General features: G+C 63.6%; 11 protein-coding genes. 5 read left to right on the top strand and 6 right to left on the bottom strand.

Annotation, left to right across the window (positions count from 1 at the left end; translation table 11 throughout):
- Positions 1 to 229 precede the first annotated feature (229 nt).
- A complete protein-coding gene (locus tag CFK21_RS09155) occupies positions 230 to 1,087 on the bottom strand; it encodes a class I SAM-dependent methyltransferase (protein WP_157745562.1) in 858 nt (285 codons plus the stop codon).
- 125 nt (positions 1,088 to 1,212) lie between these two features.
- Here CFK21_RS09155 and CFK21_RS09160 point away from each other — a divergent pair, with 125 nt between their 5' ends.
- On the top strand, positions 1,213 to 2,466 hold the full coding sequence (locus tag CFK21_RS09160; RefSeq protein ID WP_096366377.1) for an MgtC/SapB family protein: 1,254 nt from the start codon (positions 1,213 to 1,215) through the stop codon (positions 2,464 to 2,466).
- A 96-nt stretch (positions 2,467 to 2,562) separates the two neighbouring features.
- Here CFK21_RS09160 and lpdA read toward each other — a convergent pair whose 3' ends face one another.
- The 3 genes from lpdA to CFK21_RS09175 are packed head-to-tail and all read right to left on the bottom strand — an operon-like array spanning position 2,563 to position 8,172.
- Entirely contained in the window at positions 2,563 to 4,002 is a 1,440-nt protein-coding gene (gene lpdA / locus CFK21_RS09165) for a dihydrolipoyl dehydrogenase (protein ID WP_096366378.1), read from the bottom strand.
- Between the two features lie 36 nt (positions 4,003 to 4,038).
- On the bottom strand, positions 4,039 to 5,295 hold the full coding sequence (odhB, locus tag CFK21_RS09170; RefSeq protein WP_096366379.1) for a 2-oxoglutarate dehydrogenase complex dihydrolipoyllysine-residue succinyltransferase: 1,257 nt from the start codon (positions 5,293 to 5,295) through the stop codon (positions 4,039 to 4,041).
- A gap of 24 nt (positions 5,296 to 5,319) precedes the next feature.
- Positions 5,320 to 8,172 carry a 2-oxoglutarate dehydrogenase E1 component gene (locus tag CFK21_RS09175; protein WP_197702935.1) on the bottom strand — a complete coding sequence of 951 codons (2,853 nt, stop codon included), beginning with the start codon at positions 8,170 to 8,172 and terminating at the stop codon, positions 5,320 to 5,322.
- Positions 8,173 to 8,450: 278 nt separating this feature from the next.
- On the opposite strand from CFK21_RS09175, the gene CFK21_RS09180 reads away from it, so the two are divergent.
- Positions 8,451 to 9,365: a mechanosensitive ion channel family protein gene (locus CFK21_RS09180; protein WP_096366381.1), complete on the top strand. Its 915-nt coding sequence runs from the start codon at positions 8,451 to 8,453 to the stop codon at positions 9,363 to 9,365.
- A 60-nt stretch (positions 9,366 to 9,425) separates the two neighbouring features.
- On the opposite strand, the gene CFK21_RS09185 is transcribed toward CFK21_RS09180, so the two are convergent.
- The gene (locus tag CFK21_RS09185) at positions 9,426 to 9,860 is read right to left on the bottom strand and encodes a hypothetical protein (RefSeq protein ID WP_096366382.1); all 435 of its coding nucleotides are present in this window, start codon (positions 9,858 to 9,860) and stop codon (positions 9,426 to 9,428) included.
- 176 nt (positions 9,861 to 10,036) lie between these two features.
- On the opposite strand from CFK21_RS09185, the gene CFK21_RS09190 reads away from it, so the two are divergent.
- From CFK21_RS09190 to CFK21_RS09200, 3 genes are all read left to right on the top strand, one after another.
- Positions 10,037 to 10,336 carry a DUF3579 domain-containing protein gene (locus CFK21_RS09190; protein WP_157745564.1) on the top strand — a complete coding sequence of 100 codons (300 nt, stop codon included), beginning with the start codon at positions 10,037 to 10,039 and terminating at the stop codon, positions 10,334 to 10,336.
- Between the two features lie 155 nt (positions 10,337 to 10,491).
- Positions 10,492 to 11,607, top strand: coding sequence for a quinolinate synthase NadA (gene nadA, locus CFK21_RS09195; RefSeq protein WP_231971489.1), 1,116 nt, complete (start codon positions 10,492 to 10,494; stop codon positions 11,605 to 11,607).
- Between the two features lie 271 nt (positions 11,608 to 11,878).
- Positions 11,879 to 12,307 (top strand): methyltransferase family protein, encoded by a 429-nt coding sequence (locus CFK21_RS09200; protein ID WP_157745567.1) that lies wholly within the window; start codon positions 11,879 to 11,881, stop codon positions 12,305 to 12,307.
- Here CFK21_RS09200 and CFK21_RS09205 read toward each other — a convergent pair.
- Positions 12,304 to 13,068, bottom strand: a complete 765-nt coding sequence (locus tag CFK21_RS09205; RefSeq protein ID WP_096366386.1) for a slipin family protein — start codon at positions 13,066 to 13,068, stop codon at positions 12,304 to 12,306. The genes CFK21_RS09200 and CFK21_RS09205 overlap by 4 nt on opposite strands.
- Positions 13,069 to 13,082 lie beyond the last annotated feature (14 nt).

Genomic DNA, 13,082 nt, shown 5'->3' on the forward strand with positions numbered 1-13,082 from the left:
GTGCTTGCTGCTCCCGCATGCACGGGCAATCAATTTGAAATCAGAGGCTTATGAATTCCCTGCGGGGGTTTTATCAATTCCGCCAATCATAACATGGATAGGTGCGGCTGCAGGCGGAAGCACGGGGAAATCCCCCGCTTTTGTGCCATCAAATTTTTTCTGTCTGTATAAATGCTTTGTATGTGCCCTGGCGACGGCCGGACGACACCACAGGTAGCTGAACGGAGGGTTATTTTTCCGCTGACAGGAAGGCGATCCAGCCGGGGTCGGCCTCGCCCTGGGTGGCGGGCTGGAAGTTGCCGTCGCCCTCGTTGGTCTCTTCATCCGTGCCTTCCCAGTACACGGTCACGCGTTTGAAGCCGGCCTCCTTCAGCAGTTCCTGCAACTCGGGCAGGGTCCACAGACGCCAGTGATAGGTGAAGGCCTTGTCCATGCGGGAACCGTCAGGGAAGCTGAAATGAATGTGACAGGTCATCGCCCCGGTGATGGGATCATAGAAGTCCTGATCCCAGATGTAGGTGAAGTCGTCGTGCTCGGTCTCTTCCTCCAGTTCCTGGAAGGCCTCATAGCCGCCGAAGGCGTCCATGATCAGCACGCCGTCATCTGTCAGGGCCTCGCGCACCCGCTCGAAATAACCGCGCAGTGCCTCCCGGGTCTTGAAGCCCTGGTAGCTGAAGTTCATGGCGATGATCAGGTCCGGTGCCTGCTCGGTTCGGATTTCCAGCACGTCGGCCTCAACCAGCTGCACCCGTTCCCGCTGCTCGGCTTCGAGCTGCGACAGGTTATGCTCGCGCGCCCAGTCCAGCACTTCGGTATCGAGGTCCACCCCGACCGCCCGGTTGTGCGGGTCGCGCCTGACCCACTCGCAGCACATCTGTGCCGTGCCGCAGAAATCCTCGCGCAGCAGATGGGGCTGACGTCCACGCAGACGCTCGAAGGTACCGTTGATGAATTCGAACTCGAACTCGGTGTCCTGCACCGAGTCCTGATAGAGGATGTGACGATCGGCCTGGCTGGCAAGCGCAGGCTTGTTCGTCCTGGCGCCCCTGCCCTTCTTGTGTTTCTTGCTCGATTTGGATGCTTTCATGGGCGTGCTTTATGCCACAGCGCCGTGACGAGGTAAAGTTTTATCCTGCCCTGCGGGGTTCAGGGAAGTGAATCCTGCGGCGGCTGATGCGACAATACCCCATCGATGGACGCGGGTGCTGAACGATGGCGGAAATCCATACCCTGTTGAACCTCCTGCTGGCACTTGCCCTGGGCCTGCTGATCGGCGCCGAGCGCGGCTGGGAGCGGCGCACCGCCGAGGAAGGCACGCGCCTGGCCGGCATTCGCACCTTCGGTCTGATCGGATTGCTGGGGGCGCTGTGGACGTTGCTGGCGAATGAACTGGGTGAAGTGCTGCTCGGCTTTGCCTTCGTGGCCTTCACCGGCTTGCTCATCATCAGCCACAGCCGCCAGGTCAGGGCCGACAGAGACTACGGGATTACCACCCTGGTCGCCGCCCTGCTCACCTTCGTCATCGGCGCCCTGGCCATGCGCGGGCAGCAGGCGGCCGCGGCCAGCGCAGCCGTGATAACGGCCTTTCTGCTCAGCCTCAAACCCCTGCTGCATGCCTGGATCCGCAGGATCGAGGAACCCGAACTGCTGGCCACCCTCAAGCTGCTGCTGATCTCAGTGGTCCTGCTGCCGGTTCTGCCCAACCGAGGATACGGACCCTGGTCCGCGCTCAACCCCTATGAACTGTGGTGGCTGGTGGTACTTATCGCCGGCATTTCCTTTTTCGGCTATATCGCCATGCGCATATTCGGCGCCGGCAAGGGGACATTGCTGACAGGATTTCTGGGCGGGGTAACCTCCTCCACTGCAACAACGCTGCATTTCTCCCGTCTGCAGGGAAAGGGCCTGCCGCCGTCCATGCTGGCGGCAGGCATCCTGATTGCTTCGGCGACCATGTTTCCACGGATGCTGCTGGAGATCGTCATTCTCAATCCATCCCTGGCCGTTCCCATGCTGGCGCCGCTGCTGGCCATGCTGGCCGTGGCCCTGGTCGGCGTGTTCTGGCTGTGGCGGCTGGCGGCGAGGAAGCGGGACAATCCGATCGAGGCCCCGCTGAGCAATCCCTTCCAACTCCTTCCGGCATTGAAGTTCGCCCTGCTGCTGGCACTGGTCATGCTGGCCACCGAGGCCCTGCATGCCTGGCTGGGTCAGCGCGGGTTGTACATCGCCGCCGGTATCAGCGGAGTGGCCGATGTGGACGCCATCACCCTGACCATTGCCCGCATGCCCGGCATAGAGGCCAATTCACAGGCGGCGGTAGGCGCCATGACGCTGGCTGCAATCGTCAACACCCTGTTCAAGGGCATCCTGGCTGCGGTGATCGGCGGTGCCGTACTGGCGAAGTATGTGCTGCCGCCGATGCTGGCGGTCGGGCTGGCGGGGGGGATGACTATCCTGCTGCTGTGATACCAGCGAGTAGGATGGGTGGAGCGCAGCGCAACCCATCGTTTCCCACCTGCAGATGGGTTGCGGCGCAAGCGCCTCCACCCATCCTACACGCTGTTATTTCCCTCGCCGCGGCCGGGCGACATGAATGGCGCGGTCATGCACGGCCAGGGCGGCCTCGTGGAAGGACTCCGACAGGGTCGGATGGGCAAACACAGTGAGCATGACGTCTTCCGCGCTGGCCTGCATCTCCAGGGCCAGCACGGCCTGGGCGATCAACTCCGAGGCATGCGGTCCGATCATGTGCGCCCCCAGCAGGCGGTCGGTATCGGCATCGGCCAGCAACTTGATGAAGCCATCGGTCTGACCGGCGGCGCGGGCACGGCCGCTGGCGGCGAAGGGAAAGACACCGCTGCGGTACTCAACCCCCTCTGTCTTCAGGGCCTGTTCGGTCTTGCCCGCCCAGGCGATCTCGGGCTGGGTATAGATGACCGAGGGGATGGCATCGTAGTTCAGGGAAGCATGATGCCCGGCGATCAGTTCGGCCACCATCACACCTTCTTCCGAGCCCTTGTGTGCCAGCATCGGGCCGCGCACGGCATCACCGATGGCATAGACCGTGGGCAGGTTGGTGCGGCATTGCTCATTGACATGGATGAACCCCCACTCGTCCAGCAGCAGTTGGCTCTCATCACTGGCCAGGCCCTGGGTATTGGGACGCCGCCCGACCGCCACGATCAGCCGATCGACCTGTTCCTGCTCCCTGCCCTTCGCGTCCTCGTATTCGATATGCACCTTGCTGCGTTTGATCTCGCACTCGGTGACACGCGCCCCCAGGCGGATATCCAGTCCCTGCTTGCGGAACTGGCGCAGCGCCTCCCTGCCGAGCTGCGCATCGGTCATGGACAGAAACTGTTCCTGGGCCTCGAGCAGGATCACTTCGCTGCCCAGGCGCTGCCAGACGCTGCCCAGTTCCAGCCCGATCACGCCGGCACCGATCACGCCCAGTCGCCTGGGCACGCTGTCGAAGGCCAGCGCCCCGGCGGAGTCGACGATCAGGTCATCGGTCAGCGGGATGTGGTCGATTTCCACCGGTGCGGAGCCGGGCGCAAGAATGACATGGCCGGCCTCCAGCGTCTGTGGTTTACCGCCGGCCGGGGTAACCTCGACCTGTGTGCCCGACACCAGCCGGCCCCGGCCCGCCAGCCAGGTGACGGCATTGGACTTGAACAACTGCTCGATGCCCTGGGTCAGTTCCTGCACCACCTTGTCCTTGCGTGCCATCATGGCCGCCAGATCGAGCTTCACGCCCTGACACAGTACCCCGTGCGTGGACAGTTCCTGCTGCGCCCGGACATAGAGTTCGGAGGATTCCAACAGGGCCTTGGAGGGAATGCAGCCGACATTCAGACAGGTTCCGCCCAGGGCCGGCCTGCCCTGCGGGGTGACCCACTCATCCACGCAGGCCGTGGCAAGCCCCAGCTGGGCACAGCGGATCGCGGCCACATAGCCGGCCGGTCCGGCACCGATCACCACCACATCGTATTTGTCCGTCATGCGCTCTTCCCCCCTGACATGCCGTCAGGTATCCCGTCAGACATCCAGCAGCAGGCGTGCCGGATCCTCGATCATATCCTTGATGGTGACCAGAAACTGCACCGCCTCGCGGCCGTCGATCAGGCGATGATCGTAGCTCAGTGCCAGGTACATCATCGGGCGGATGACCACTTCGCCGTTCTCGGCCATCGGCCGCTCCTGGATCCTGTGCATGCCGAGAATGCCGCTCTGGGGCGGATTGATGATGGGGGTGGACAGCATGGAGCCGAACACGCCGCCGTTGGTGATGGTGAAGGTGCCGCCCGTGATCTCATCCAGTTCCAGCCGCCCTTGCTGCGCCCGTTGGGCAAAGTCCAGGATGCGGCCTTCGATCTCGGCCAGGCCGAGCGCGTCGGCATCGCGCAGGATTGGCACCACCAGGCCGCGTGGCGAACTGACCGCGATGCCGATGTCGAAATAACCGTGGTAGACAACATCATTGCCGTCGATGGAGGCATTGACCTCCGGGAACCGACGCAGCGCCTCCACGGCCGCTTTGACGAAAAAGGACATGAACCCGAGTTTCACGCCGTGACGCGTCTCGAAGGCCTCGCGATAGCGCTGGCGCAGCTGCATGACCGGCTGCATGTCGACCTCGTTGAACGTCGTCAGGATGGCGGCATTGTGCTGCGCCTCAAGCAGGCGCTCCGCCACCCGTGCGCGCAGGCGGGTCATGGGCACGCGCTTCTCCTCGCGTCCTCCGGCCCCGGCAGCGGCGGCTGCCGCCGGTTCCGGCGGCGGCGGTGCGGGGGCCTTCTGCGGACGGGTCTGCGCAGCCTCCTGCCGGGCCTGATCGGCCGTCGTCACCTCACTGCCGTGTTCGAGGTGCTGTTCCACATCCTCCTTGAGGATGCGTCCGTCCTTACCCGTGCCGGTCACCTGCGAGGCTTCAATGCCGTGTTGTTCCAGCAGCCGTCGCGCCGAGGGTGAGACCGGCGGATTCGCGCCGCGGTTCTCGCTGTCCGCCTCCGTTCCGCCGGCTGCTGGTGAAGCGGCGGCGGTGGCCTCCGCCGTTCCACCCTCGCGCAGGCGGCCGATGACCTGGCCGGAGGTCACCACTTCACCCTCGCCCTGCTCGATACCCTCGAGCACGCCGGCGGCCGGCGCGGGAACCTCGAAGACAACCTTGTCGGTCTCGATCTCCACCAGGGTCTCGTCACGCGCGACCGCTTCGCCGGGCCGCTTGTTCCAGCGCAGCACAGTGCCGTCGGCGACCGATTCGGGGAAGCTGGGAACCTTGATTTCGACTGACATGGGCGTGTTCCTGTTATTGACTGTTCACTGGCCTGTACCTGTACTCTCCAGCCCCAGCGCCTCGGCCACCAGCCGGTGCTGCTGCTGCACATGCAGCCAGTTGTAGCCGACCGCAGGGGCAGCGGAAAAAGGCCGGCCGGCATATTCCAGCGGCGCGTCACAGGGCAGGGAGGCATACAGATGATGCTGGGTGGAATACCAGGCGCCCTGGTTCTTGGGCTCCTCCTGGCACCAGATGTAGGTTTCCACGTTGGGATACTGCTCCAGGGTCCGGCGCAGAATGCCTTCCGGGAAGGGATAGAGCCGCTCCAGGCGGATGATGGCGACATCGTTCAGTTCCACCTCGCGGCGCTTCTCCAGCAGGTCGTAGTAAACCTTGCCGCTGCACAGGATCACCCGGTTGACCGCTGCGGGGTCGAGCTCGTCGACCTCCGGAATGACGGCGTGGAATCCGCCCTCGGTCATATCCTCCAGCCGGCTGACCGCAAGGCGGTGACGCAGCAGGCTCTTCGGCGTCATGACCACCAGCGGCTTGCGGCAGGTGTTGAGCATCTGCTGGCGCAGAAGGTGAAAGATCTGCGCCGGCGTGGTCGGCACGCAGACCTGGATGTTCTGCTCCGCGCACAGTTGCAGGTAGCGCTCCAGGCGGGCCGAGGAATGCTCCGGGCCCTGCCCTTCGTAGCCGTGCGGCAGGAGCATCACCAGCCCGCACAGCCGGTTCCATTTCTGCTCGCCGGCACTGATGAACTGATCGATCACCACCTGCGCGTTGTTGGCGAAATCGCCGAACTGGGCCTCCCAGATCACCAGGGTGCCGGGATCAGTGGTGGCATAGCCGTATTCAAACGCCAGCACGGCCTCCTCCGAGAGCAGCGAGTTGATGACCAGGAAATTGGCCTGGTCCGCGCTGATATTGCGCAACGGCACATAGGGCGTGCCGTCGACCTGGTTGCTGATCACGGCATGCCGATGGAAGAAGGTGCCGCGTCCGCTGTCCTGCCCCGACAGACGCACCGGATAACCCTCGGTCAGCAGCGAGGCGTAGGCCATGGTCTCGGCATAGCCCCAGTCGATGGACAGGGCGCCGGCGGTCATCTTGCGCCGGTTCTCCATGATCTTGCCCACGTTGGAATGGATCTCGAATCCCTCGGGCAGACGCGACAGACCCTGCCAGAGCTGCTTCAGGCGGGCAGCGTCGATGGCCGTGTTCACTTCTGTGGTACAGGACTGACCGATGTAGGGCTTCCAGTCGACCGCATGCGGATACGGCGACTGCTCGGCGGGAATGAGCTCCTTCACCACACTGCGCCCGGCATCGAGCGCGTCCCGATACGCCTGCAGCATCTGTTCGGGAGCATCCGGCTCGATCAGGCCTGCGTCGATCAGGGTCTGGGCATACAGGCTGCGTGCCGAGGGCTTGTGCTTGATCGACTGGTACATCAGGGGCTGGGTGGCGGTGGGTTCGTCGGCCTCGCTGTGGCCGTGGCGGCGGTAGCAGACCAGGTCGATGACCACATCCTTGTGGTAGGTCATGCGATAGTCCAGCGCGATCCGGGTCACGAACAGCACTGCCTCGGGATCGTCGCCGTTGACGTGAAGGATGGGCGCATTGACCATTTTGGCAATGTCGGTGCAGTACTGGGTCGAGCGGGCATCGCGCTGGTATGAGGTGGTGAAGCCGATCTGGTTGTTGACCACCAGGTGCACCGTGCCCTTGGTGGAATAGCCGCGCGACTGCGACATGTTGAAGGTTTCCATCACCACGCCCTGCCCGGCAAAGGCGGCGTCGCCGTGGATCAGTACCGGCACCACGCTGGTGCCCTCCGTATCCCGACGCCGGTCCTGGCGTGCCCGCACCGAGCCCTCGACCACCGGATCGACGATCTCCAGATGCGAGGGATTGAAGGCCAGGTTGATATGCACCGGCCCGCCCCGGGTCTGGATGTCCGAGGAAAAGCCGAGGTGGTACTTCACGTCGCCCGACCCACTGCCCTCGTGCCCGGCCCTGCCCTCGAATTCCTGGAACAGTTCGGCCGGGGTCTTGCCCATGATGTTGACCAGCACGTTGAGCCGGCCGCGGTGCGCCATGCCGATGACGAGTTCCTTCACCCCGTGGACGCCGCCGCGCTGGATCAATTCGTCCAGGATGGGGATCAGGCTGTCGCCGCCCTCCAGCGAGAAGCGCTTCTGGCCCACATAACGATTGTGCAGGTAGCGCTCCAGCCCCTCGGCGGCAGTCAGCCGGTCGAGGATGCGCTGGCGGGTCTCGTCGGAGAAGCGCGGCGGCCCGGCGCAGGATTCCAGCCGCTGCTGCAGCCAGCGCTTCTCGCCGGTCTCGGTGATATGCATGTACTCGGCGCCGATATGACCGGCATAGGTACACTCGAGCAACTCCAGTATCTCGCGCAGGCTGGCCCGCTCCACCCCGGCCAGAGAGCCGGTATCGAAGATCCGGTCCAGGTCGGCCTCGGTCAGTCCGTGATGGGCGGGTTCGAGCTCGGGGATGTGCGGCCGTTCGCGCAGGCCCAGCGGGTCGATGTCAGCGATCTGATGGGCGCGGAAGCGATGGGCATTGATCAGCTGCAGCACCCGGATCTGTTTTTCCTCGTGGGAAGCCGCGGCAGCCGGCGCGCCGCGGCTGGAAGGCCGGCGTGCGAGTGAACGGAACTGTTCCCGCACCGGGGTGTGCGAGGCCTCGCGCTGGCGGGCATCGACGGCAGGCAGGGTATCGAAGAAGGTACGCCAGTGCTCCTCGACCTGGGCCGGATCCTCCAGGTAACGGTCATAGAGCGCATCCAGATAGGCGCCGTTGTGGCCGCTCAACTGGGAGTCCGCCCACAGCCGCTGCATACTCTTGAGTTTGACTCTGTCTTCCATGGAATGGATCTGGCCGTGTTTTACGAAAAAAGAAGGCAATTCCTGCGCCAATCCGCTTCAGACTCAAGTTTGAGACATCAATCGAGCGGAATCCACTCCCCGCAGCCGCGATCAGGATCCACGCGCACGTGGAACAAGTACGGTTTCATGCCATGGTGACTTGTTTTTGACGGAAATCGTCATAAACCCGCGGCCGCTTCCCGCCCACCGGGTTGTCCCCTCATACGTCATTCCCTACTCTTGATCAGGATTCCCGGATACAGACAAAGGCGTGACTGATGGATCTGATCAACCTGCTGCTGGAGGAATTCGACTGGGAAGTCCTGATCCTCACCAGTCTGCGAATCCTCCTCATCCTGGTCCTGATGTGGGGGCTGATGCTGCTGGCCCGACTCGGCCTGCGCCGGCTGGAACAGCGGCTGGTCCGGCGTGGCCAGGGTGCCGATGAGAGCCTGACCGAGGCAAGCAAGCGGGCCGAGACCCTGATCCGGCTGCTGCGCCAGGGCATCCGCATCGTGATCTGGGTCGTTGCCCTGCTGATCATCCTGCGCGAGCTCGGCGTGGACATCGCCCCTATTCTCGCCAGTGCCGGCATCGTCGGCCTGGCCGTGGGCTTCGGCGCCCAGAACCTGGTGCGCGACGTCATCGCCGGCTTTTTCATCATCCTGGAGAATCAGGTGCGGCTGGGTGACGTGGCCATCATCAACGGCACCGGCGGCCTGGTCGAGGCCATCAATTTCCGCACCCTGGTGCTGCGCGATCTCTCCGGTACCGTGCACGTCTTTCCCAACGGCACCATCACCACACTGTCCAATATGACCCGCGAGTGGTCCGGCTATGTGTTCGACATCGGCGTGGCCTACAAGGAGGACGTGGATACCGTCATCGGGATCATCCGGGAGGTCGGCGAGGAATTGGCCGCGGACGAGCACTTCGGCGCCCTCATTGTCGAACCCATCGAGGTGTTCGGACTGGACAACTTTGCCGACTCGGCAGTGGTCATCAAGGGCCGGCTCAAGACCCGGCCCATCCAGCAGTGGGCAGTGGGCCGGGAGTTCCGCCGCCGGCTGAAATACGCCTTTGATGCCCGCGGCATCGAGATCCCCTTCCCGCACCGCACCCTGTACGTGAACGACACCGACCGGGAGATCCTGCAGGCCCTGGCGCAGGCAGGCCGGACACAGGACCGGTGAACACGCCTCACCTTCCTCCCCCCTTGATGGGGGAGGATTGAGCAGCGGTGCTGAATCGCATCAACCATACCAGGGCATGCACTCGCTCTCGCCCGGCACTCGGGAAACCCGCTGCCGGGCGCTCTCCCAGCCCTGCTCCAGGCCCTGCCGCCAGTCGCGCACGAATTCCTCGATGGATGCGGCGAAATCCGGGTCCGGCTCGGCCCGGTTGATGCTGCAATGCACGGTAATGCGTCCTTCGCTGCCGGCGTTCTCCACCGTCAGCGTCCATTGCAGGGCATTGGGACACCCCGGCAGGGAGAAGCGGATGCCGTCCCGTATCACCTCCCGATGCACCCGGAACCGTCCCCACAGGCAGCTGATCTCGCCACGCTCGCCACTGTGCTCGAGCACCTCGGCGATGCCCGCGCACCATTGCGGCAGGGTTTCGATGCGGACGAACCGCTGCAGTTCCGGCGCACTCAACCGTGCCCGGGCATAGGCAAAGGCTTCCACTGACAACCTCCCGACCTGGTCATGGCGCCCATAAGACTGCCTGATGCACCAATAAGATTATTGCGGTTAATAGATAAGTACATTATAATATTTGTCAGTTATTCATTACGGATGCTTATCATTTATCCGAAAGAATAAATTGTTAATTCATAACTTTAAGGATGAAACTTAAATTAATGTCACAAGAGGATCTGTATCTCTTTATCATTGGACAGACCGACAATAACACACCCCTGCGGCCGCATAACTGGGCCGAGCGCTTCGCCGGCAACCTGGCCAGTTTCGGCCGCGACCGGCGGCTGCGCTATTCGGATGCCCTGGCACCGGTAATGCGCGACGGCATCAAGTGCCTGCGGGTGGCCAAGGCACTGGCCGACTCGCAGCCGGGGCTGGTCGATGACATCCTGCGCTTTGCCGACCTCCACGGCCTGACGGTCCGCAACCGGAGCGAACCGGAACTGGCACTGGCAAGCTGAACCGGCCCGCAACGCCACCACCGCCGGCGCGGGGACAGCAATGTCCCTGCCTGCTGAAACTCCCCCAAGGGGATAGCGACGGCATACCCCATGAGGCCAACTTCTGACCATTCGGAGCCGGTGCTACTATTGCGGGAGCGCAGGTAGCATCGGGGATGCCCGATGCCGCGCTGCGGACGTCTTCCTGCGAGTTGGAGCAAGTCACCATGGGCAGTGCCAACGACATTCCGGTAGAACTGGTCGAGGAGATCCGCGGCAAGGCCCTGCATGCACCGCGCCCGCGGGATCTCACTCCTGAGCAGCGTGACGCCCTTATCGATCGTATCAGGGGCCTGCTCGAGGCCAACAACGCCGTGCTCATCACCCATTACTATGTCGATGAGCAGTTGCAGATACTGACCGATGCCACCGGCGGCTATGTCGGCGACTCGCTGGGCATGGCCGATTACGGCAACAAGCATGCCGCCACCACCCTGGTGGTGATCGGTGTGCGCTTCATGGGCGAGACCGCCAAGATCCTCAATCCCGAGAAACGGGTGCTGATGCCCGACCTGGGCGCGGAATGCTCGCTCGACCTGAGTTGTCCCATCGACGCCTTCAGCGCCTTCTGCGACCAGCACCCGGACCGCACCGTGGTGGTCTATACCAACACCAGCGCCGAGGTGAAGGCCCGCGCCGACTGGGTGGTGACCTCCTCCAACGCGGTCGATATCGTCGCCCACCTGCACGCCAGGGGCGAGAAGATCATCTTTGCGCCCGACCGTCATCTGGGCCGCTACGTGCAGCAGAAGACCGGCGCCGACATCCTCAACTGGCAGGGCTTCTGCGTGGTGCATGACGAATTCAAGGCCAGCGAGCTCAAGCGCCTGATGGCTGAGCATCCCGAGGCCGAACTGATCGCCCATCCCGAATCCCCGGCCGAGGTGCTGGACATGGCCGATGCCATCGGCTCGACCACCCAGCTGATCAAGGCGGCGCAGGCATCCACGGCGAAGACGCTGATCGTGGCCACCGACATGGGTATCTTTCACAAGATGCACGAGGCCGCCCCGGACAAGCAGCTGATCGCTGTCCCCACCGGCGGCGAAAGCGCCACCTGCGTCAGCTGCGCCCACTGTCCCTGGATGGCCATGAACAGCCTGGAAAACCTCGCCGCAGTGCTGGAAAACGGCAGCGGCCACGAAATCCACATCGACGAGACAGTGCGCCGCAGGGCCCTCGTCCCCATCGAGCGCATGCTCGAATTCTCCCGCGCCCAGGGCAAGGTCTGAGCCTCAGCCCCGGCTTCCTGCGGTCCCGGCGTGCCACCTGGCCTCCGGCGTCGAAGCCTCACTTCCGAGCCATGCGCCGGCGCATCCCGTTCTGCGTCACGTATGACGGCGGCCGGCTTGGCTGCGCCGAGGCCGGTTTGCGCTGAACCCGGCGGCTGAAGTCGGAACAGATACCCCGGTCTGGCCCGACAGACCGCCGTCGGGCGTCCGTTGCCGGGACATCGGCCTCATGCAGCACCTATGTGCTGGCCGCGGCGCTGACACTGGGCTGGTGATATGGCTGTGGCAGCCGCTGGACAGGATGATCTGGACGGTCGCCGATCCACTGGCACGCGCCGCCATGTGGGGGCTGTTCGCCTTCGGCTGGCTGTACCTGGTGGCTGCGACCTACGTTACCGATCACTATGACCTGTTCGGCCTGCGCCAGGCCTGGCTGCATCTGCGCGGCAGGCAGTACAGGCCGGTGCCGTTCGTGCGCAAGTGGATGTACCGCTACAGTCGTCATCCCATGATGCTGGGCATCCTGATCGGAATCTGGGCCACGCCGGAGATGAGCGCGGGCCACCTGGCGCTGGCCCTGGGGCTGACCGGCTATATCGCCCTGGGTGTAATGCTCGAGGAGCGCGAGCTCGCCGGACACTTCGGCGAGCCCTATCGACGCTACCGGCGCGAGGTGGGTGCGCTGCTGCCCTGGGTCTAACTCTGCTGCGACTTGCCGCCGATGGCATCCAGCATCGGCTTGATCAGGTCCATCGGCACCGGGAAGACGATGGTCGAGTTCTGCTCGCCGGCGATGTCGGTCAGGGTCTGCAGATAGCGCAGCTGGATCGAACCGGGTTGACTGGCCAGTACCTTGTAGGCCTCGGCCAGCTTTTCCGAGGCCTGCATCTCGCCCTCGGCGTGGATCACCTTGGCCCGGCGCACCCGCTCGGCCTCGGCCTGCTTGGCAATGGAGCGGATCATGCTCTCGTCCAGGTCCACGTGCTTGATCTCCACGTTCGAGACCTTGATGCCCCAGGCATCGGTCTGGGAATCCAGCAGTTCCTGGATATCGTTGTTGAGCTTGTCGCGCTCCGACAGCATCTCGTCCAGGTCGTGCTTGCCCAGCACCGAGCGCAGCGTGGTCTGGGCCAGCTGGCTGGTGGCGGAATAGTAGTCCTCGACCTGGATGATGGCACGTTCAGAGTCGATCACCCGGAAGTAGAGCACCGCATTGACCTTCACCGAGACGTTGTCCTGGGAGATGACGTCCTGGCTGGGCACATCCATCACCACGATGCGCAAATCCACCCGCACCATCTGCTGGATGAAGGGAATGACGATGATCAGACCCGGCCCTTTCACTTTCCAGAACCGGCCGAGCATGAAGATCACGCCGCGCTCGTATTCGCGCAGAATGCGGAACATGGAAAACACCAGTGCCAGGACCAGTGCGGCGATGGTGACGATCGTAATCGGCATACCAGGACTCCTTC

This window comes from Thiohalobacter thiocyanaticus (assembly GCF_002356355.1).
GTDB lineage: Bacteria > Pseudomonadota > Gammaproteobacteria > Thiohalobacterales > Thiohalobacteraceae > Thiohalobacter > Thiohalobacter thiocyanaticus_A.